Origin of the sequence: Cyanobium sp. Morenito 9A2, from assembly GCF_024345575.1 — a bacterium.
GTDB lineage: Bacteria > Cyanobacteriota > Cyanobacteriia > PCC-6307 > Cyanobiaceae > ATX-6F1.
In genome coordinates this window covers 16,451-37,457 of the sequence record NZ_JAGQBJ010000018.1, presented here as the reverse complement: position 1 = coordinate 37,457, position 21,007 = coordinate 16,451, and the positions used below count along the sequence as shown (strand labels likewise).

Genomic DNA, 21,007 nt, shown 5'->3' with positions numbered 1-21,007 from the left:
AGATGTAAATGTGCAGGATTCAACAACAGGTCGTGATGGCCAAAAGCATTCCTTCTTGGTGAGGTTCAAGAGTCTTTCCCGACCTGCATGAGCCAAGGCTATCCTAAGATGGGGTTTGGTCACTAAATCGCTAATTGCTTCCAGCCACTGCTGCTGGTCATCGCTAAGAAGTAAGCCGTCAACATCAGGCCGTACAAAACCTCTGTAAGGTGGTCGATCGGAGTAAAGACCTGCGGCGCCACAACGGGCAGCATCCACACATTTTACAGCTGCTCTGGCAGCGTTAAAGGGAGTGGCAAGCAGGGGCGAGAGAAGGATGTCAACCCGCTGAACTGAGCTGGTTTCAGCCAAATACGACTCCCATTTTAGGGGATGGAGTGTTCGCAGGCGCGGAACGTGCCTGGATCGTCGATGAATTGTGTGGTCACCGAAGAGGTCCACATACGTCTGCTCAAAACGTTTCTGAACTTCCTCCAACAACGGTATCAACCATTCTAGTTCATCTGTATGGACACTTGTGCCTAGGTAGGCCAACTGCAACCGGGGCTTCTGCAACAGCAGCGAAGGGTGAGGTTGCAATGGAAGCAACACAGGATTCAGACTTGGGTAGCGGACGGCCAGTTGGTCGCTCGTTACCAGCACCTGATCGAACAGGAGAGGAATCTGACGCCTTTGATTGGTAATGCGAGCCTCAAGACGCCGACGGTATGGGCGGGGCAACTCGCGCAAGACCAGAGGGTCCAGGAGATCGTCGTCCATGAGGTAGGCAAGAGACCTGCCGCTCAGTCGGTGACGGCGCAGCAATGACAGCCAGGACCTGGGCAAATAGCGAACCACAATCGTGGTGCACGCCTGATCCAGCCAGTGGTCCGCCTCACCAGTGGGTGGTGAGCCAGTATCCAGGCAATGCAGCCGAAAACCCTTTTGCTCCAGGGGGTAACGGAGAAAGTGATCAATGGTCGGCCCCGCTCCATGATGGAGAAGCAGAGCAAGGGGGGCTGATGACGTTGCCATGGAGCCGTGACTTTCCCTGGCCTGACCCTAGTGGTGAATGAATGGCACAGATTGACTGCTGTGCCTGTTCCTTGTGGCGTCGGTCCCACGTGCCGAGCAGCATCTAGGCCCCGACCCACCGCCTGGAAACACCTAGTGGTCGCCGTTGGCCGTGACCACCCGACAGGGGTGTCGAGAAAGTCGCTGAAACGGCTGAACATGACCATCTCCGACGGCCTCCGCACTGATGCCGTCCTCCCCGCACCAGCTCAGGAGCGTAGAAGGAATCCACCACCTACGCCCCCAGCATGAATCCCTCAACCTGGCCGTAGGTGTTGAAGACATCCATTGAATTCAGTTGCCAAGATCCTGGTCAAAAGTCCTTAGGAGGGTCCACACAATCATTCGAGACGCCCATCGCTAAGGGGAAAGACCCTGAGTGATGGACGAAAGCAGTGTTCTGAGATGAAGGCCAATCCAGGGTAGCCGACTCTGAGCGGACAAAACCTCACAACGTCAGCTGCGGCATGGGAGACCCGGGTGGACTGGCGGCGAATCTGATGGGAGCACAACCAACACCTCTGAGCCCATTCATCATCCTTTCCAACAATCATGTCGCCCCAAGGGGAAGGTGGCACGGTCCTGGAGGAGGCCCAAACCAGCCGTAGCGCGAGAGGCCGAGACGGTCAGAGGGAATGGCCCAGTCAATCACTGACCTTGGCAAGGCGGCCTGGCGTGAAACGTGTAGATTCATTGCCGCAACTCAGCGAATTGCCCTCAACCAGAGCAATGATGATAACGCTGAAGTCAGCAAAAAAGCAAAACCACTTACAGGTGTTTGTGCTTACCATGAAAGGTTCCTTCCATGGCCACCATTGACAGACTTTTGAACTTCAACACCGTTGGGCAGCCGACTGATGAAGCCGCTCCATTCAGTGATGCGAACCTGAGCAGCAAGCAACTAGCACCTTATCAGACCACTCTATCCGACAGCTCGGCTGATCCGATCATAAAAAGTCCATTCTACAAGGCCATTTTTGCCGACTCATTCAACCTCGATACCCCAGAAGAGATCGTTGGTGCCAACTTGAATGGGCAGGCTGTGGAAGAGTCTTCCATCGGAAGAACATCCTGGTCCTCGCTCAGTGTTTACCGAAATGGTTCTAACAGTTTCGCTGAGTCGGCCGGAAATGGCTTCATCGCTCCCAATCGATCACACTCATCCTCAATCGCCACTCTGCCATACAACATTGAGTCAGGTGTTTATCAGATCAGCGCAGATCTGTTTCCCGAATTTACTCCAGGAGATGCTGGGTTTGATGAATTTGGGTTTTTAGGTATCGGCTTTTTCATGAAAAGCGGCGGTCAATACTGGTGGGCGTCTGGGACGACAAGCTTGTTTTTCATGTTTAATAGTCGTGGTTCCTGGGAACTGGATGGCGCTGTAAATGGCGCCAGTGCACAAGTGGCCAACTTACCGCCATCGGGCACTTGGAATCAGGAGCCCGTTCGGGTGACACTGACCTGGGATACCATTGCCAACCTCGTCACAGGCACCATCAATGGGGTCGTCGCCTTTAAAGACGTTAGCCTGAATGGCACGGGAATTGATTCGTCCAAGGTAAAGCATGTCGGCTTTGCGCGGGATGGAAGTCTCGGCGCCAACTCGAGGATTGATAACTTCTCATTTTCGACCAAAAGCTATCAGGATCACTACAACCTGGCCGAAAATAGCGCCGCGGGAACTCCCATTGGCACCATCGGAACGACACCCCTCGCCAACCACTCTTACGCCATCACGGCCGGCAACACAGACCCCAACCACAACGGCCAGGCCGCCTTCTCCATCGATCCCACCACCGGGGCCCTCTCCGTCAACGACACCGGCGACCTCGACTACGAGACCACCCCGAGCTTCGACCTCAAGGTCACGGCCACCAGCAGCACGGGACTCGCCGACTCCGCCGTGGTCACCGTTGATCTGGCGGACGCCAACGAACCGGACGGCAGCGCCGGCGACGACCACCTAAACGGCACGAGTGGTCCTGACCATCTCGACGGCCTGGCCGGTCACGACACGCTCCGTGGCGGCCGCGGAAACGACTGGCTCGAAGGCGGCCTCGGCGACGACTTCCTGAGCGGCGGGACCGGAGACGACACCCTCCGAGGCGGCCGTGGTCACGACCGCCTCGCGGGTGGCCGCGGCGACGACCTCCTGAGCGGTGGAGCTGGGCGCGACTGGGTCCTCGGCAGCGGCGACACCAACTTCACTCTCACCGCCACCCAGTTGAGCGGAATGGGCACCGACACCTTCTCCGCCATCGAAGTGGCCCTATTGGTTGGCGGCGCCGGAGCCAACACCCTGGACGGCTCCGGCTTCACCGGGAAACTCGTCATCTACGAGGGCAAAGGCGGCGACGATACGCTTCTCGGCCGCGCCAACGGCAAAGACCGCGTCCGTGCCGTCGGCGATGTCGACTTCATTCTCACCGACACCACATTGATCGGTCTAGGCACCGACACACTCACAGGCATCGACCAGGCCAAACTGATCGGGTACTCCGGAGCTCACCGCTTCGATGCCAGCGCCTTCACCCGCGGACCAGTGGTCATCAACGCCGGAGCCGGTGACGACATCCTCGAGGGCGGCACCAGGAACGACCTCTTGCTGGGAGGGCTTGGCCTTGACACCTTGACGGGTGGAGCCGGTGCCGATCGCTTCCGGTTCGACACCGCCCCCCATGGGTTGACGAACCGTGACAAAATCACCGACTTCTCCGTCGCTCAGGGGGATCGCATTGAACTCTCAAACGCTGTCTTCTCAGCGCTCGGATCTGCCGGCGCCCTTGCCGCCAATCAATTCCTGATCGGCTCTTCTGCCACGACCGCCAGCCAAAGGGTCCTCTACGACGGCGCCACAGGTGTGCTCTCCTACGACAGTGACGGTGCTGGAGCGACAACGGCAATTGCGTTTGGAATGCTCACAACTGGGCTGGGACTCACCAATAGCAGCTTCCTTGTGATCTGAACCTCGGGCACCGACGCTCAGCCTGGAATGGCCGCCAGTGTGCAGATCCATCAAGGTACTCCGTGCTCCATCGAACAACCCAACGAAGGAGACCCCTTTAATGGGCACCATGAAATATTGAATAATTGCCATGCGAATGACAAGAAATCGCTGGGCTTACACATACTCTTGAAGTAAAGCTGCGTCAGCCCATGCAACAACCACGGGCATTTGCAATAACTACAAGCCATCCAGGAAGCCCTGAATCTACCCACTTGATTGAGAACCAAAAAAGAACCAACAACGGCAACTAGGTGGAAGAAAGCCTGGCTCCGGCTGTTATTACTAAGAAGAGAAATGACGCCCTAGCAGACGGATCAAAAGCGGGTGCAAGGTTGGCCAGCAAGGGAGCTCGTATCGCCAGCCCGACTGAATGGTGGCACACGAACTACTTGCGCGAAGCCATTGCCACACCAACATAAGAATCGGCCGTGCCATAATAAAGGTACCACAGGTCATGATAAAGAACGAGACCCTCAACGAAGACCGTACCAGCCGTGTACTGCCCAGTTGTCTCAAAAGCAAGTTTCGGCTCCAGGAAAGGCTTGTCCATGCGATCGACAAGAATCGCAGGATTGTCTTTGCTGAACAGAGCCTGACCGGCTGTATAAGCTCCCGGTCCAATGGAAGGATCACCACGGCCTTGGCAATCATTCTTACCGTTGTAAAGCAGAACAATTCCATCATTGGTCAGCACGGGCGATGGTCCCACTTCAGTGAGAAGCGAATCGAAGTAACCCCTGCGGGGGGAAATCAACTCCAGGATCCTGCCCTTGGCATCAAGAACAGGTTGCCAATGCAAAAGGTCGCTGGACGTTGCCAAGTGAACAGCATCCTCTCCCCAATAAAGCCAGTACTTACCGTTGATTTTTGCAGCGACAAGCCGGCCATCCTTTTCCTGTTGAACGACACCACATGCCTTGTGCCATTTCGGAATTCCAGGCTGCATGAGGCCATCAGTCCCTGCAAAAATTGGCCCGTGCTTTGTCCATTCCTTGAGATCCTTTGACGTCGCAACACCTATTTTTGCACTCCTCTCCAGGCCTTTTGGATTATCACGATTCCACATGGTGTAGTAGACAGCAAAAAATCCATTCTCGCTTTCAACAGCCCTAGGGTCCTCACAACCTCCGCACCATTCATCATCGGCCCATTCGTCCACTGCGGGGTAGATCAACGGTTTCGGTAGAAGCCCGAAAGAAATCCCATCCTTGCTCACAGCAGCACCGATGCGCGATGTATATCCACCAACTTCATCACCATTTCCATCTTCCGCACGGAATAGGAGATAGATCGTGTCCTGATAGACGGTCGCTGCAGGGTTGAACGTGTGGTTCTCCGCCCAGCGAACCATCTCGTTCTTCATGGGGCAGTCAAAGAGCACCGTTGGCGTGGGCGTGATGATCGGCCGATCGCAGGGGCGAACGAACGGACCGATCACCCACGACTGTTCCTTCAGATATGGTGTCACTTTGCCGAAGTGGAAAAGCGACATGATCGTCTTCAAGGACATGTCTCGAAAGCTACGGATGGACTGAGTTGTTCAACCTATGCCTTCATCTAGGCTCCTCGCACCCAGCGGCTGAATCCCTAGACCCGAGGGGCACTGAACGTTGGGGTGACGTGCGTGGCATCAAGTGCGTGATCTGAGTCGTTAACTGAGGTGATAGACGTCAAGTAGCTGAGGCTCACTGACTTTACAAGTCTAAGCCCTATCGAAGCCTAAGGCCGAACGTGTCCATGAAAACATCAACCTCACTACAGTCCACGGAAGGATTGATGCGTGGATCACTGCATGACCAAGTTTAAGGGCACCGCAACCGCGCATCGACTTCCACTCCAAGAGCAGCGATGTCCACGGTTCTCTTTAGGAGCCCACTCCTAAACCCCTATCGAACCGGCAGATGACAATGATTCTCTCAGAGGCGCAGAGGCGGCATGCCTTTCGGTTTAACTAGATACAGCGTTTGACGACCCATCTCTGCAGACGCCTCAATCTCGTAGCCGTAGTCCAGAAATGCGGTTCGCAAATCCTCATCGTGCAAGGTGCTCCTCCAATTCCCTCCAGTCAATTGTGCGAGTCGAGTTCTTTTTTCAAAAATATTGTAAGTAATCACCATTCGCTTTGCATGCGAAGCAACCTGAGCAAGATGCTGCAAAGGATCATCGAGATACTCGAGCACACCGAGGAAGAGAACCAACTCGACTTCAACCAAGCAGTCATCGGGAAGCCTCTCAGAATTCAAGTCAAGGACAATTGTTCGATCATCACGCTTCACGTGGTCAATGGGAAAGTATGAGCACGGATGAAGCAATGCCTCAGCATTCATAGCTCCACAGCCCACATCTGCGATCGCCAATCCCCGTGGAACCCACCCAGCAACAATCTCATCCCGCTTGCCCCAAGAGTTTAGGAACGGAACGATCCCTTCAGAGGAAGCCCTTTCCGCAGTAATCTGAGCCTCGAGTCGCAATCGCAGCTGCACTGCATGGGACTGAAGCCACAATGGCCTCAAGCCAATCAGCGGCATCGCAAAACAGAGATACATCCCATTGTCATTTCTAAAGCGCAAAATCTCGAAACGTTCCTCGATAACTCTACCCAAAGAGCCTTCGCACTCGGCCTCAGATCTCTGAGTTGCATAGACAAAAGGAATACAGCTATCAGCAAAGATTCTGACCAATGATGGATACTCTAGGCATAGTTCAATATCTTCAGCAAGCAGGGCAATCTGCTGAGTCACTGGCCCTAATGCGCCGAGCGAAGCTGAGTCTACGATTTGGCCTGAATCAACATGTAACGATCTCTTGCCCAACCCTTCAGCCAATAGCTCTCCGTGCTGACCGATGACAATGACTTGTGGCCCCTTTGGCAACAAACGGGAAAGAAAAAAAATGGTTTGAAGTTTTCGCCTTCTATCTACATTCATTAACTTGACCTCCCGCAGTCAACATGACCATCACAAATACATCTCCAACATCCCATTTTGCCCATCGGCAGACCTTGAACTTTGCAATGCAGTAAGCTCACCTTAGCAAAACCGAATGCAAAAGCCTTGATTGGAGAATGGGTATATTCAAAAGCCTTCAAAAGAACACTCATGTTAGCAGCCCCTATCAGAAGGCGCATGCTTGGGGCACCTTCATGCCGCACTTAATCAAGAATATAGCGAATGATACAAGAGGAATGTCAGCTGGAAACAGTGCGAGCCGCTCACTCTCTTCGCAAGGCTGGTATTGCACCATCTCTTCACCATCAACAATGAAGAGCGGGAACTCCAGATCACCGAGAGGTGCTCCATCAAGGAAATTGACGAACTGGCCGTGATGAGCCCCGTGGCCACTGCCACCAGGGTTGCGTTCTTGAGAGCATCTCAGTAACGCCAGCGTCGTCGGTGAGTGAAACGAACAGTTTGGGAAGCCTCACCGCGCTCAAGAGCTTGAGGACTGCGGCGGTCAGATCATGGATGCCACGCGCGTGCCTGTGACTCAGCCATCAGATGGTTGCGTAAGAGAAGCAGCGGATCTCACACCTTGAGAGCCAATTGATGAAGTTCAATCAGCCAGTAGAAGGAGAAACATACTGCCAAAAATGATACTAAACCGATCTTCACTGACGCTCCAAAAAGAGCAACATCAAGAACCTGGAATGACACTATCTAGACTGATTCAGCTTAAGCTGGCGTGGATGATCAAGGTCTACCGAAGATGGCCAGCTAGAAAGCAGAATTCAGGAGAAGGGGATACGTAGACCCCTACTCGCCGAAGATGGCAGGGTGCGGATCGGTGTCCGATCCATCTGCCTGGCAGGAGTTGATCTCATCTTCAGCTGCATCATGAACTGCATACGTGAAAAAGCCACAAGCCACATTCGATCGGAGAGGCAGAAGCAGGGTGAGCACTGCGCAGTAAATGCTGACATTCGACTTCACCTTTACTGTTCAAGAATGCTGGCCACTTCCTTGTTAATCGCTTGAAAAAAGTAAAACCATATCGCCATAATAACTGACATCAGCCAGATCAGCCGTGGCGAATTAATGCACTGCAACAGATGGATACAGCCCGAGAATCGGCACTTTCATCCTGCGCTCATCAATCTCATTCGTCAGAGACGTCTCAAAGAAAGAGCGATTAATAGAGAAAACTCGGCAATACTCCATGCTCTATCGCATTGGTGCCTGACGAGTCACCAGAAAGAAAAAACTGATCCAAAGCTCAATCACTCCGAGACAGAAGTATCCTGCCCGTGGGAACTAGGCCGGCGTCGCTCATCCTGACTCGCCAGCCTCTCCTTACGCTTGGCCTCACGAGCCATCTCAACGGCCTGACGACGCTCTTCGCGGCTTCGCTCACTTTTGAGCACTGCCACCTCTCGATCAATCGATAATGGCTTCTGTTCCTCCAGTCGGCGACGAATCTCATCGAACTGAGCGGGATCTAGGCCAGAGTCCATTCTAATCGCCTCGTCGAGAATCGCTCCCAGCCTCTCATCAGTCATACCAGTTCTACAAAAATACCGCTCAAATGCAGACATAGAGTAGTTGACGGCATGAAGACTGGGATGGCGCATGTCAGAGCCCAGACCATTGACAAATCCATTGTTAACAATTTCATAGGCAGGGAAATAATAAAATGATGAGTCATCTTGATGAACCTCATCATAGAGCTGATCGATGGCAGACCTCAGTGTTGCTTTGGATGCTGCGTTAGCGGTTATGCAAGACACGGGTCGAAACGTAGCGTTGATCGGAATTGGCGATAGGGTAAATACAATAGTAGAAGATGGGTTGTACTTTCTGATCAAATCATAGATCCTGCGCAGGCGCTCATACGTCTCGGCAAACCGAACGCACTTAAAACCATGGCGAGCAGAGTCGTACTTATCAAGCGGCACGGCCCTCCAAAAAACTTCTCCAGTGTGCGAATCAAACCAAACCTCAGAGAGTCCGAACGTGAGAATGAACACATCAGCCTCATCAAACAACTTCTTGGTGGCCACCCTGATGTCTTCATCGTAGCCATATTCTTCGGCCTTCCAGCCATGCCAAAGCTCAACGGTCGGCTTTCGATTCTCCCACGCCCATTCAAATTGCTGGCAGATCGCATGCACATTCACCATTCCATCGCCAATGGCTTGAACGTAGGTAGAACCTTTTCCTTTCGTGGTAACGTTATAGCCTATTCCAGCGAGATAGCGGCCAATGTTCTTGGCAAAACAGGACCCGAATGCCACAAGCTTTGAGGAGCCTTCAATAAACGGCTCCTGAGGCATCCATCCCGCGAGAATATACTCAGGAATAGAGGATGAATGCAACATATCAGCCCTATTGGGATGATAATTTGCCGAAGAACCACGGTAAAACGTATTTGATGTTACCCGCTTTTCGCCTGCGATCTCATACGAGAATAGCGCCGGCCGACCGGGCACTGAAAGCCGATCCAGAAGTTCGCTATCCTCCAAGGGGGCCGTGGAAGAAGGCGGATCTATGTGCGCGGTCATTGCTAGACCCTCAGTTAATCAAAGCATAGCCCTAGTTGCGACCGATAACGGCAAGCCCTCGGAGCTGAAATCCAACAGCCTTCACAGGTCATCCAACTGAACGGCAGCTTCTCATCAAACAACTGTGCACAAACCCTGGCCAACCGCTTGCAGGGCCATCCATTCCATTGCTTTGGAGTCGTGAAGCGATTCAACGCATGTCGCAAATCACCTGCCATCCAAGTGGTTTACATGGACAGATTCGCTTGCTGAGTTCGGCAGGGCTGGCTTCCCCATTGATCTACGGCCTCTACGCCATCACATTGATGATGACACTCCGCTCCTGTGCCCAGGTCAAGCCCAGCCGAGGGAGCTGCTGCTGGCTGGCTGCACCAGCCTTCGCTTTGAAATGGTGCGCCTCCTGGTGGCACACACCCGCTGTCGCATCTGCCGATACCGCATCCAAGACCAGATTGGATGATTGAACCTTCTCCAAAGTCACCCTCGGCTCTTTCACTCCTCCATGACCAACGGAGCCGCTTGAGCAATCGCGCATGAGGGTGTGGATGAATCCACACCACTACGGCTACGATCAGCGCGGCGTGGCACGGCTCCAGCGATAGAGAGGCCGTTGGCGCGGCGGTCGATAACGTGGCCACTGTATTGACAGATCTCCATGGCCCGGACGCTGGTGTCGCTGGCTCGTCACACATCTGAGGCCCATGTGGCACTAACGGTGGTTGCTGCAATGCACAAGCGGCGTTATCCATAGTTAGCTCCCCTCCTTGCGCTTCAAGGACCAGTTGGGCAATCAGGCCGGCCCATCGCCATGGGGAAGAACGCTTCCGCAACAGCCTCCCATGGCTGCCCCCCGGGTGAAACGTGAAGTTCCACCACCTTTTCGTCTAGCAGACAAGGGATCAGAAGCCGTCAGGGTCGGACTGGCTCCGCCGACCCAGCCCACGCGCACCCTGCCTTGCCGTCCAATGACCCGACGGACAGCCCTCAGTCGGGTACGCCCTGATCGGCCACCACCTCAATCACGGCGTGCCGCCCCAGAGCCCCTTGCGGCGCAAACCGGGCAAAGCTTCTCATCGATGACGCAGGGCAACGCAGGAAGCAAGCACTACAGCCCGCGCAACGCATCCAACGAGGCAGCGCGCTCCTCCCGCATCGTCAACACCCCCATGGCGCCCCCAGGGCCATCGGACGGGTGATGCGCGCCCTGGGGCAGGGGCCGATGAAGCCGAAACCTTCCCCAGAGGAATGCAACCTTGAATCCAGGCCCCTGTGCTTCTGCGACGCAACAGGTTCCTGTTCGGCATTCCCTGTGGGCGCACCATGGTCCATGGCAAGCGTGAGGCGCAGGCCTCTCCGCAGGAGTGTCCGCTGGCCAGGTTTGTGCGTCTCTGGCATCGAATCAGAGGTGATTGCCTTCAAGACGGCTCAGGGGTACCGCCAACGGGACCGAGTCCGTCGTGATCGTGATCGACGTGGCCGCCCACCTGTCCTGAGCACCGTGAACTGAACCTGGCGGAGGACGTCGAGGTGCGCGCGGACGAGCAGCAGAACAACCCATTGACTCCCTGGTTCGGGCCAGCGGATGGTGCTCGGGGCGAAGGAACACCCTCCGCAGGATCCCCTCCGGCAGCGGCTCCACCTCACGCTCAGGTGAGTGGCGACAAGCCTGCCGAGCGCTGGATCGAAACCCATCCGCTCCAAGCCCCATAGGCCACAGACCAGTGGCATGGCCCAGCGCAAGGCCCTCCGGCCGACGTCGTCTGCATCGGTACCACCGGGGCGGAATGGGCCCAGGTGATCGCCGTCCAGGCATCGGACGAAGGCAACCGCTGGTTACCCCGCACCCGCGGGATCCCTAACGGCAGCAGGTGCCCCATCGCGCTCGGGGGCCGCAGGTTTCAGCACGGCCTTCAACGGCAACTGGTTGATGAGTGACCTGGTGAGCACAACACAACCACTCAAACCATGAATCAGGCCCACTAGAACAACAGTATGATCGGGGAATGACGAGTTCAGTCCTGCAGTCATCCGCATCATCTTCACTGTCAATCCAAATCAGCGCTGGCGGGCATAACGTCAACAGGACAAAGCTGGCAACCACCTGAAAGTCATCGTGGCGGTCAAGAGATCGATCGTCCTCTGCCAGGCAGTTTTCTGTCGTTGATGGCAGGCGCATGAGAACGGGCCATCGATTAGATGTGCCCCCATGCTGGAATGGACGGAGCCTACGAGCTTTGAGTGAACAATGGACGAGCGGGATAGGCAGCTGATCCTCGAGCAACGTCGCAGCGAACGGCGCGCTGCGAAGCAGGCAAAACTCAAGGCGAATGACCTCACTCAGAATGCAGAGAAAGCCAATCTGACCTCAGTTACCCTCGAACCGAGCTCCGGAGCAGGGCCCAAAGGAGCCAATCGATTGGCGTTTGGAGGACCGGACGAACCAATGCTCTTCGTGGGGCATCACAAGTGCGCCTCGTCGCTCAGCTCCAGATATGTGAAAAAATTCTGTGAAGTTAATAACTTGTCCTTCTTCGGCAACGGCAAGGGAAACACTGTTCCTTCCGGCCGTCACGATGTGAGCTTTCTGGGGAATGCCTCCTATCCCTTTCTGGCGGAGCGGATCAATGGCGGCGGGGTCCACATCATTCGCAATCCCCTGAATGTAGTCCAATCCGCTTATTACTCTCATCTACGGCTTCATCACACCGTTGGTTTATCAATACTAGCGGCTCAACGCAGAATCCTGGAGCAATGTTCTGGCGATGAGGGAATGGCACTCACGGTGGCGTTCTGCGAGCGCAGCGATTTCTATCCAGCAACCCCCGGGCCGCTCTGCGCCCTGCGTCAATGGAACTTCGAAGACGACCACTTCAAGACAGTGCGCATGGAGGATTTTGGCAACCAGATTAATCATGTCTTTGCGGGTGCAATCGGAGCAAAGGCAGCGAATTACATCTGGCCCGAACCCCATGACTTCACCTTTCAGGCCATGTCAGGAGGCCGGGACCCCGGCGTGATTGACGAGAATTCACCTTATCGCTCGGGGCATCCCGATGCCTGGCGCTCAGAGTTACCGAAAGCGGTTATTACCTACATCCGCATCCACTACCAGCCGCTATTAGAACGCTTTTATCCTGAGGCTCTTCTCGATTAGCCCTTAAGGGTGTAGGAGCAAGCATCGAGCATGGCCCAACAAACCTTCACAGAGGCAACCCTTGAGCAACCCTCCCCGGAGCGCAGAGCATAGGCCTGTTGCCCACGATCCACCTGCATCAGCACTGACGCGACCCCCTTCATGGATCCTGGCTGAATCGAGACCCTGGAGTTAATGCCGCTGTCCGTGCAGCAGCGTCTGAGGGCGTGGGCAAAGCGCTCTGCCATGGGGGTTGACATCGAGACAAGCATCTTCCTCGGCCTGCTTCCCCTGCGGATGGCTGACACCAGCGGTGGTGGCTCGGATCGGTCGACTGGCTCACCTCGATGGGCTGGCAGAGATGGGCCACGGTCGTGCCCCGGGCGAACAGTTGCTCAGCGGTTATGAGCTTGGGGATGCTCTGTACTCCTGCGGAGAAGCCCTTGGCTTCGGGACTGTGGCGGATTTCGTTTCATGGTGAAGCCCCCGGCCCACAGCAGCTGCCAGCGTCGTTCGCACTGGAGGCGCCGTTCACCAGCGACCAAAGACCATAACCAGGGAGTCTTCGCTGAACCCTTGGTCGCGAAAGCAGTGAATCAACGCGACCGGTTCGCCTACCGAATCGTCGTCGCACAGGTCCTGAAAGCGTTCTTCGCCCTTGCTTGGTCTCGGACTCGCGCCGCAACTCCTTTCAGAGGGGTCGATCATCAGGCCATGGCCCACACAACCACCACCTAGGCCGGGTGCATCGGCGGCAGCTCCTGATCGGAAAGCGCTCATCCAGTCACCAGCCGTACGCCCAGACGTCAGAGAGCAGGCCCGCAGCCGCCGCGGCCGGGTCTCGCCACGGGGGGCGACCATGTAGGTGCAGCTCCAGCACCGGAGCCGGCCCCGGAAGGATCTGCAAGTGCTGGAGCACTTCTGGGCGAAGGCGTCAGCATGCCTCCAGCCGACAGGCAGCCCGCCGGCAAGGATCTGGAATGGCCTTGCCGGCGCGGGATCACCCCACAAACCCGGCCCAGTTCTGCGGTGCCTCACCTCTCCCCCAGACGCCGCTTGGCGCTCCCCCCAGCCCAGCAGAGCAACCCTGGCCTGGATCTGAATCTGAAGACTGCGCCCTCAGGCTTGTCCGCCCCGATCCGCGCCAGTGAATCGAGCCACTGCCTGGCGCTCTGGGACGGCGATGGCCCTGTGAGGGCACCGAGCAGTTGCTGCAAATGATGCTGCGAACATCCGACGCCAGGTCGATGGCATGAATGCGCCTCAGAACAGCCTGGGCTCGCTGAAGGCAGCGGTCTTCAGCCGCCGAGGACCTCGGCGATGCAGAACGGTTCAACAGCGCTGGCAGCCCCACCGAGACGGCGGGTGAGACACCACCGTTGCGATCAGCCTCTGGGGGGGCGCAAGTGCGCCAAAAGCAAGTTCCAGCAGGGATTCAGAGCCAAAAGCCCCTGTTGCTGTAGACAAGCGGGCGGCGGGAATCGAACCCGCATCATCAGCTTGGAAGGCTGAGGTTTTACCACTAAACTACGCCCGCAGCAGTACAGAGGTACCCCTGGGTAGCCGGGGCGGAACACTCCGGTCGGCTGCAGCATTATGGCCTGCATGCGCCCCTCGAACGCTTGAGTACCCCTGCCTTCGCTGGCGAAGACGCCGCTGACCTGCCCGTCTCCGCCCAGCACCGCATGGTCTGGGCCTACGGCTTCGGCGATGGGGGCACCGGCCTGGCGGCCACCCTGCTGGGCTTCTACCTCTTTGTGTTTTACACGGCCATCGCCGGCCTGCCCGCCTGGATGGCCGGGTTGGTGCTGATGCTGATCAAGGTCTGGGACGGCATCAACGATCCGTTTGTGGGCTGGCTCAGCGACCACACCCACAGCCGTTGGGGGCCGCGGCTGCCCTGGATCGCCTGGAGCGCCCTGCCCCTTGGCGCCGCGATGGCGGCGGTCTGGTGGGTTCCCCCAGGGGGACCGTGGCAGAAGTTCGCCATCATCATCGCGATCCAGATGCTGGCCCAGGGGCTGTACACCTGCGTCAACCTGCCCTACTCAGCCCTGGCCGCCGAACTCACCGGCTCCACCCCCCTGCGCACGCGCCTGAATGCGGCCCGCTTCACCGGCTCGATCCTCGCCGGGCTGGCGGGTCTCGTGATCGGTGCCCTTCTGGTGCAGCGGGGCGCCAGCGGCTATCTGCAGATGGGACTGCTCACCGGGGTGATCATCAGCGTCACCAGCTTGATCTGCGCCTGGGGGCTGGCTCCCTTTGCTCGCAACTGCCAACGGCCCACGGGCCACCCGGAACCCCTGGCCCAGCAATTGCGCCGCCTGGCCCGCAACGGCCGCTTCCTGCGGGTGCTTGGTCTCTACTTGCTCCTCTGGTGCGGGCTGCAGCTGATGCAACCCGTGTCGCTGATCTACCTCGGGGTGGTGATGCACCTGCCTGAGAACTGGAGCACCTGGATCCTGCTGCCCTTCCAGCTCAGTGCCCTGGCGGGCCTGCAACTCTGGAGCCGGGTCGCCAACCGCCGCGGCCGGGTGTTCGCCCTGCGCTGGGGCGCCGGTCTATGGATTGGTGCCTGCCTGATCGCCATGGTGCTGGTTCCCCTTGATGGCGCCATCGGCCCACTGGATTCGGTGGCCAATGCCCTCAAACTCACGGCCCTGGTGGCCACGATCCTTGTACTGGGACTGGGGGCCGCCACCGCGTACCTGATCCCCTGGGCCCTGCTTCCGGATGCGATCGACGCCGATCCTGACCGACCCGCCGGCCTCTACACGGCCTGGATGGTGGTCACCCAGAAACTGGGCATCGGCCTGGCGGTGTTCATGCTCGGCAACGTGCTCAGCCTGAGCGGCTACCAGGCCAAGCTGGCCCAGCTCCAACCCGAGAGCGCCCTGTTCACGATTCGGCTGTGCATGGGCCTGATCCCCGCCGTGATGGTGGTGCTGGGTCTCCTGGTGATGCGTCGCTGGCCCGAACACGGCCTTCACACCCGTGCCGTGGAGCCATGAGAGCGCCCCGTTGGCTACGGCGTCTGGGCGCCAGCGCCCTGATCGGCGGTCAGGCGGTCTCGGCCATCGCCCGGGGGCGCATTGGCTTGAATGATCTGTTCGAGCAGATGATGGAGGCCGGCCCCGGCAGCTTCTTGATCGTGCTGATCACGGGACTCGCCGCGGGCACGGTGTTCAACATCCAGGTGGCCGCCGAACTCACCAAACAGGGGGCTGGATCCACCGTGGGGGGCATCCTTGCCCTGGGACTCTCCCGGGAAATCGCCCCGCTGCTGAGCGCCATGCTGATGACCGGCAAGGTGGCCACGGCCTACGCCGCCCAGCTGGGCACCATGAAGGTGACCGAGCAGGTCGACGCCATCACGATGCTGCGCACCGATCCGGTGGAGTACCTCGTGGTGCCGCGGGTGATGGCGATGGTGATCATGGCGCCGGTGCAGTGCCTGCTCTTCTTCGCCGTGGCGGTCTGGTCCGGGCAGGTCAGCAGCACGGCGCTCTATGGCATCCCGCCGGCCGTGTTCTGGAACTCAGTGCGCAGCTGGATGGAGCCCTCCGATCTGCCCTCGATGCTCATCAAAGCGGTGGTTTTTGGACTCCAGATCGCTGTGATCTCCTGTGGCTGGGGTCTCAGCACCAAGGGGGGGCCCAAGGAGGTGGGCACCACCACCACCGGGGCTGTGGTGATGGTCCTGGTGACCGTGGCCTTGATGGACGTGGTGCTCACCCAATTGCTGTTCGGCCAGTGAGCCCTCGGGCACAGACAATGGATCCCATGGCTGTTCCCCCTCCCTCAAACGCTTCCCCCCAGGCGACCTCCACTGCGCTGAGCGCTCCGGACCCCAGTGCTGGGGTGATCCTTGCTCCCCACTTCGGTGTCGCCCTCGGGGTGGTGCTGCTGGGGGTCGCTCTGGTGCCCCTGTCGCTGCTTTGGGCTCCTGCGCTGGGGGTGGCCACGGTCATCGGCGTGTTCGGCCTGTTCCTGATGGCGCAAACCGCCCTTCTGCGGCTGCAGTTCAGTGCCGATGCCCTGGTGGTCTGGCGCCAGTCCAAGGAACTGCGGCGCTTCCCCTACGACGCCTGGCTGGGTTGGACTCTGTTCTGGGCACCGCTGCCGGTGCTGTTCTATTTCCGTGAACAGAAGAGCGTTCATTTCCTGCCAATGCTGTTCGATGCCAAAGAACTGCGCCGCCAGCTCGACCTCCATGTGCCATGACTGACCGCGACGCTTCCGAGTTTCAAGACCCTGGGCTCCCTCGCCAAGCCGTCCTGGTGACCACGCCGCCTCAGGACCCTGAAGCCCCAGAGCAAGCCCAAAACCCTGCCACCACCGAGCTGCTGGATCTGGCCCTGGCCGACCTGCGCCAGAGGCGGGCTGAGCTGGAGAGCGAGATCAAGGAGCTCGAAGGCCGGCGCGCCGTGCTGCAGCAGGAGCTGGGGGCCAGCTTCGCCGGCCAGTCCGATGCGATCGCCCGCCGGCTCAAGGGTTTCCAGGACTACCTGGTGGGGGCCCTCCAAGACCTGGTGATCCAGGCGGAGTCCATGGAGCTGGTCAGTCAGCCCCTGCGGGTGCAGCCCTCCCCCCTCGATCAGCAGACCCAGACGGCGGCGGAAGCCTCCAACCCGGTCGCCTCTGTCGCCGCGGCCGGACTGTTCAGCCAAGACGAGGAGCTCATCCGGGACCGCTTGGAGCGCTTCCAGGGCCAACCTGATTTCTTCGCCGACCCCTGGAAATTGCGCCGGAGCTTGGAGCCGTCCGGCGCCACGCTGCTCGACGACTGGTTCTTGAGCCAGGGGGGCCGCGGTGCCCAGCCCAGCACCGGCAGCCGCAACCGCAACGCCCTGGTGGCCGCTGCCGCCATCGCCATCCTCGGGGAACTGTATGGCGAACGCCTGCAGACCCTGGTGCTGGCGGGTCAACCGGAGCGACTGGGGGAATGGCGCCGTGGGCTGCAGGATTGCCTCGGCCTTGCCCGGGAGGATTTCGGCCCCAACAGCGGCATCGTGCTGTTCGAGCGACCCGATGCTCTGATCGAGCGGGCCGACCGACTGGAGGAGCGCGGTGAACTGCCCCTGATCGTGGTCGATGCGGCCGAGCAGGTGGTGGACATTCCGATCTTGCAGTTCCCGCTCTGGCTGGCCTTTGCCCCCGATCCCGCCGAACTGGCCCTGGAAGACGACCTGCTGTGACCGCACCACTCACCCTGCTGCTCACCCTCTTGGCGGGCTACCTGCTGGGCTCGATCCCGAGCGGCTGGCTGGCGGGCCGCTGGCTCAAGGGCCTCGATCTGCGGCTGGTGGGATCGGGTTCCACCGGCGCCACGAACGTGCTGCGGGAAGTCGGCAAGGGCCCAGCCCTGGTGGTGTTCCTGGTGGATGTGTTCAAAGGAGCGGCCGCGGTACTGCTGGCCAAAACCTTGCTGCCACCGCTGGATCTTGGAGCCGCCAGCGACTGGTGGGTGGTGGCCAGCGGCCTGGCCGCCCTGGCCGGCCACAGCTGGTCGATCTGGCTGGGCTGGAAGGGGGGTAAGGCGGTGGCCACCGGGCTGGGAATGCTGCTGGGGTTGGTGTCCCTGGTGGGCCTGGCCTGCTTAGGGATCTTTCTGACCGTGCTGAGCCTCAGCCGAATCGTGTCGCTCTCCAGCGTGGTGGCGGCCCTCAGTCTGCCGCTGCTGATGCTGGGCTCCTTCACCGCCGAAGGCAGTGGCCTGCGGCCCGCCTACCTGCTGCTCGCCCTGCTCACCACCGCCCTGGTGCTCTGGCGCCACCGCAGCAACATCAAGCGGCTGCTGGCGGGCACGGAACCGAAGCTGGGGTCCCCGCGCGCCACCCCCAGTGACGCAAGGGAGCCTCGACCAGGGGCTCTAAGCGATCAGAGCTAGGCGAAGGAGCGACTGCGCTCGGCGGCGGCCAGCACCGCCTCAATCAGGGCCGAGCGCATCCCCGCCCGCTCCAGCTGCCGCAATCCGGCGATGGTGGTGCCCCCGGGGCTGGCGACCATGTCCTTGAGCTGAGCCGGGTGCAGCTCCTGCTCGCTGAGCAGGGCCGCGGTGCCCGCCAGGGTTCGGCTGGCCAGGTGCTGGGCCAGAGCCCGGGGCAACCCGGCGGCCACGGCCCCATCGGCCATGGCTTCCGCCACGAGGGCCACAAAGGCCGGGCCCGAGGAGGTGAGAGCCAGAAAGGCATCCAGTTGACTCTCCGGCAGCTCCGACACCTCCCCCACCCGTGAAAACAGCTCCAGAACCCACTGGCGCTGGGCCGGGTTGACGCGTTCGTCCCAGGCCAAAGCCGTAAGGCCGGCGCGCACCAGGCAGGGGGTGTTGGGCACGGCGCGCACAATCACCCAGCCAGGGAAAAGGGCCTGAAGCCGGGCCAGGCTGACGCCCGCCAGCACCGAAAGCAGCAGCGCGGGGGTGCCATCGGCGCCGGCCATGGGGAGGGGGGCCGTGGCGGCCAGGTCCGCGAGCTGCTGGGGCTTGACTGCCAGCAGCACCACGGGGGCCATCCAGGCGCGGCGCGCATCGGTGCTCACCTCCAGGCCGTGGAGCGCCGAGAGGCTCTGAGCCGAGGCCTCGGTAGCCACCACAGCCCGTACGGAGTCAGGGGCCATCTGGCCCCCCTTGAGCACCGGCAGAAGCAAGGCCTGGGCCATGCGGCCCAGGCCAATCACCCCGAGGGTCTCAGGGGTAAATGGGAGCGCCGGTGTAGCAATCAACCACCCAGGCCGGCACTGAGATCAGAAGTGCGGCCCCAGGCGGGGCTTGGGGCGGCCTCCTGCTCATGGGAGACCTCCCGCGAGACAATCGTGGGGGAGGAGGCTTCGTCGCTGCTGGTGGTGGTCACGGTCACACAGCTGGGGGCAAACAGAAAAATGCTCTCGCCCACACGCTCCTGATGCCCATCAATGGCGAAGGTGCCTCCAGCCACGAAATCCACGGCCCGCTGGGCCTGGTCCGGCTCCATCATCGTCAGGTTGAGAATCACGGTCTTGCGCTCGCGCAGGGCCTGGATCGCCCGGGGCATCTCATCAAAACTGCGGGGCTCCATCAAGGTGACTTCCGCCGCAGAAGAGGACAGACCTGGCATGCCAATCACGTTGCTGCCAATGAAAGGGTCATCGCTGCTGAAATCACTGCTGAGCGCCAGGGCCCCCGAACCGTGGTGGCCTGAGCCGTGGCGAGCCGCAGCCGGGCCTTCGTTGCCCTCTCCGGCGTCATAATCGAGTTCATCGTCGTAGTCACCATCCAGGTAGTCATCTCCGGAGACGACGGCACGCAGGCGGGAGAACAACGACACCTTGGATTCCTCTGTGGTCACAGAACCTAAATAGCGTCCCACGAGATGGGTTGCAAGGTGTGACTGGGAGCTGAAACCCTCGTCACACCTGCCGGGAGCCGAACAACGCCCCCCCCAGCCGCACCCACGTGCTGCCCGCCTCCACCGCCTCGGGCCAGTCGCCGCTCATGCCCATCGAAAGCTCCTTGAGCCCCAACTCCATCGCCAGCGCAGCACAGTCTTGAAACAGCGCCAGGCGCCCTCCACGCTCCAGACCCAGGGGAGCCAAGGTCATCAGGCCCATGGGCCGCAACGGCGCCAGCAGCGCCAACTCCGGCCATTGCCGCCGCAGGGTTTCAGGATCGAAGCCCCCCTTGGCCGGATCGGGCCGCAGCTTCACCTGCAGAAACACCGCCGGGCTCAAGCCCTCTTCCGCGGCGATGCGCCCCAGACGCTGGGCCAGCTCCAGGCTGTCCACGGACTGGATCGTGCCGAACTGGCGCAACACCCCCCGAGCTTTGTTGGCCTGTAGGCGGCCGATGAAATGCCAATCGAGGGGTCCGAGATCAGCCAGGGCCCGCTGCTTGGCCTCCGCCTCCTGCAGCCGACTCTCCCCGAAGCTGGCCAGGCCCAGGGCCACGGCAGCGCGGATGACCTCGGCGGGCTGTCCTTTGCTGACCGCCAACAGCTTGACCCCTGCAGGCAACGCCGCACGGAGCTGTTCGAGCCGGGCGGGAAGGCCCTCCACAGACGGTCTCCGCTCAGATGAAGGTCTGGTCGAACAGTTGACGCCAGCGGGCGTGGGCCTCGCTGCCATCCCGGCGGGAGCGCGCCAGATTCTGTTCAGCAAGGTGGCGGGCATCCATCAGCGGCAGCACCTCGAATTGGGCCCCCCGGTCCTGCAGGGTCACCAGGAAAAACATCCTCTGGGCATAGAGGGTGGCATAAAGATCGCGGCCTTCGCCGGCCTGGGCCACGCGGTACAGCAGGCCGAACGTGGGGTGATTGAGATAACGCTCTGCACTCACGTC

15 protein-coding genes and 1 tRNA gene are annotated in these 21,007 nt (G+C 59.6%); 8 read left to right on the top strand and 8 right to left on the bottom strand.

The genetic code is table 11. The annotated features are described in order from the left end of the window. Positions 1-621: 621 nt before the first annotated feature. Both KBY88_RS15285 and KBY88_RS15280 read left to right on the top strand, forming a co-directional pair. On the top strand, positions 622-807 hold the full coding sequence (locus KBY88_RS15285; protein ID WP_254940799.1) for a hypothetical protein: 186 nt from the start codon (positions 622-624) through the stop codon (positions 805-807). Between the two features lie 1,051 nt (positions 808-1,858). Next, positions 1,859-4,021, top strand: coding sequence for a calcium-binding protein (locus KBY88_RS15280; protein WP_254940798.1), 2,163 nt, complete (start codon positions 1,859-1,861; stop codon positions 4,019-4,021). A gap of 427 nt (positions 4,022-4,448) precedes the next feature. Here the strand turns inward: KBY88_RS15280 and KBY88_RS15275 are convergent, their stop codons facing one another. From KBY88_RS15275 to KBY88_RS15265, 3 genes are all read right to left on the bottom strand, one after another. Then, positions 4,449-5,573, bottom strand: coding sequence for a glycoside hydrolase family 130 protein (locus KBY88_RS15275; protein ID WP_254940797.1), 1,125 nt, complete (start codon positions 5,571-5,573; stop codon positions 4,449-4,451). A gap of 406 nt (positions 5,574-5,979) precedes the next feature. Continuing rightward, the gene (locus KBY88_RS15270) at positions 5,980-6,990 is read right to left on the bottom strand and encodes a class I SAM-dependent methyltransferase (protein ID WP_254940796.1); all 1,011 of its coding nucleotides are present in this window, start codon (positions 6,988-6,990) and stop codon (positions 5,980-5,982) included. A gap of 1,289 nt (positions 6,991-8,279) precedes the next feature. After that, entirely contained in the window at positions 8,280-9,560 is a 1,281-nt protein-coding gene (locus tag KBY88_RS15265; RefSeq protein ID WP_254940795.1) for a GSCFA domain-containing protein, read from the bottom strand. A 2,245-nt stretch (positions 9,561-11,805) separates the two neighbouring features. Between KBY88_RS15265 and KBY88_RS15260 the strand changes: the two genes are divergently transcribed. Further along, the gene (locus tag KBY88_RS15260; RefSeq protein WP_254940794.1) at positions 11,806-12,714 is read left to right on the top strand and encodes a hypothetical protein; all 909 of its coding nucleotides are present in this window, start codon (positions 11,806-11,808) and stop codon (positions 12,712-12,714) included. 1,445 nt (positions 12,715-14,159) lie between these two features. Here the strand turns inward: KBY88_RS15260 and KBY88_RS15255 are convergent. Further along, a tRNA-Gly gene (locus KBY88_RS15255) sits at positions 14,160-14,230 on the bottom strand. A gap of 148 nt (positions 14,231-14,378) precedes the next feature. Here KBY88_RS15255 and KBY88_RS15250 point away from each other — a divergent pair. From KBY88_RS15250 to plsY, 5 genes are read left to right on the top strand one after another with little or no spacing between them, the layout of a single operon-like run. Further along, positions 14,379-15,704: an MFS transporter gene (locus KBY88_RS15250; protein ID WP_254940812.1), complete on the top strand. Its 1,326-nt coding sequence runs from the start codon at positions 14,379-14,381 to the stop codon at positions 15,702-15,704. Continuing rightward, positions 15,701-16,450, top strand: a complete 750-nt coding sequence (locus KBY88_RS15245) for an MlaE family ABC transporter permease (RefSeq protein WP_254940793.1) — start codon at positions 15,701-15,703, stop codon at positions 16,448-16,450. Before KBY88_RS15250 ends, KBY88_RS15245 begins: the two co-directional genes overlap by 4 nt. Before the next feature lie 26 nt (positions 16,451-16,476). Then, a complete protein-coding gene (locus tag KBY88_RS15240) occupies positions 16,477-16,917 on the top strand; it encodes a DUF3119 family protein (RefSeq protein WP_254940792.1) in 441 nt (146 codons plus the stop codon). Between the two features lie 56 nt (positions 16,918-16,973). Beyond that, entirely contained in the window at positions 16,974-17,891 is a 918-nt protein-coding gene (locus KBY88_RS15235; RefSeq protein ID WP_396103310.1) for a DUF3086 domain-containing protein, read from the top strand. Beyond that, positions 17,888-18,583 (top strand): glycerol-3-phosphate 1-O-acyltransferase PlsY, encoded by a 696-nt coding sequence (plsY, locus tag KBY88_RS15230; RefSeq protein ID WP_254940791.1) that lies wholly within the window; start codon positions 17,888-17,890, stop codon positions 18,581-18,583. Before KBY88_RS15235 ends, plsY begins: the two co-directional genes overlap by 4 nt. On the opposite strand, the gene proC is transcribed toward plsY, so the two are convergent. The 4 genes from proC to KBY88_RS15210 form a co-directional block, all read right to left on the bottom strand. Beyond that, positions 18,580-19,416 carry a pyrroline-5-carboxylate reductase gene (gene proC / locus KBY88_RS15225; RefSeq protein ID WP_254940790.1) on the bottom strand — a complete coding sequence of 279 codons (837 nt, stop codon included), beginning with the start codon at positions 19,414-19,416 and terminating at the stop codon, positions 18,580-18,582. The two genes, plsY and proC, sit on opposite strands and share 4 nt — an antisense overlap. Beyond that, positions 19,413-19,997, bottom strand: coding sequence for a cell division protein SepF (locus KBY88_RS15220; protein ID WP_254940810.1), 585 nt, complete (start codon positions 19,995-19,997; stop codon positions 19,413-19,415). The genes proC and KBY88_RS15220 overlap by 4 nt, the downstream gene beginning before the upstream one ends. Before the next feature lie 82 nt (positions 19,998-20,079). Then, a complete protein-coding gene (locus KBY88_RS15215) occupies positions 20,080-20,724 on the bottom strand; it encodes a YggS family pyridoxal phosphate-dependent enzyme (RefSeq protein ID WP_254940789.1) in 645 nt (214 codons plus the stop codon). A 13-nt stretch (positions 20,725-20,737) separates the two neighbouring features. After that, the gene (locus tag KBY88_RS15210) at positions 20,738-21,004 is read right to left on the bottom strand and encodes a PipX family protein (RefSeq protein ID WP_254940788.1); all 267 of its coding nucleotides are present in this window, start codon (positions 21,002-21,004) and stop codon (positions 20,738-20,740) included. Positions 21,005-21,007: the final 3 nt, after the last annotated feature.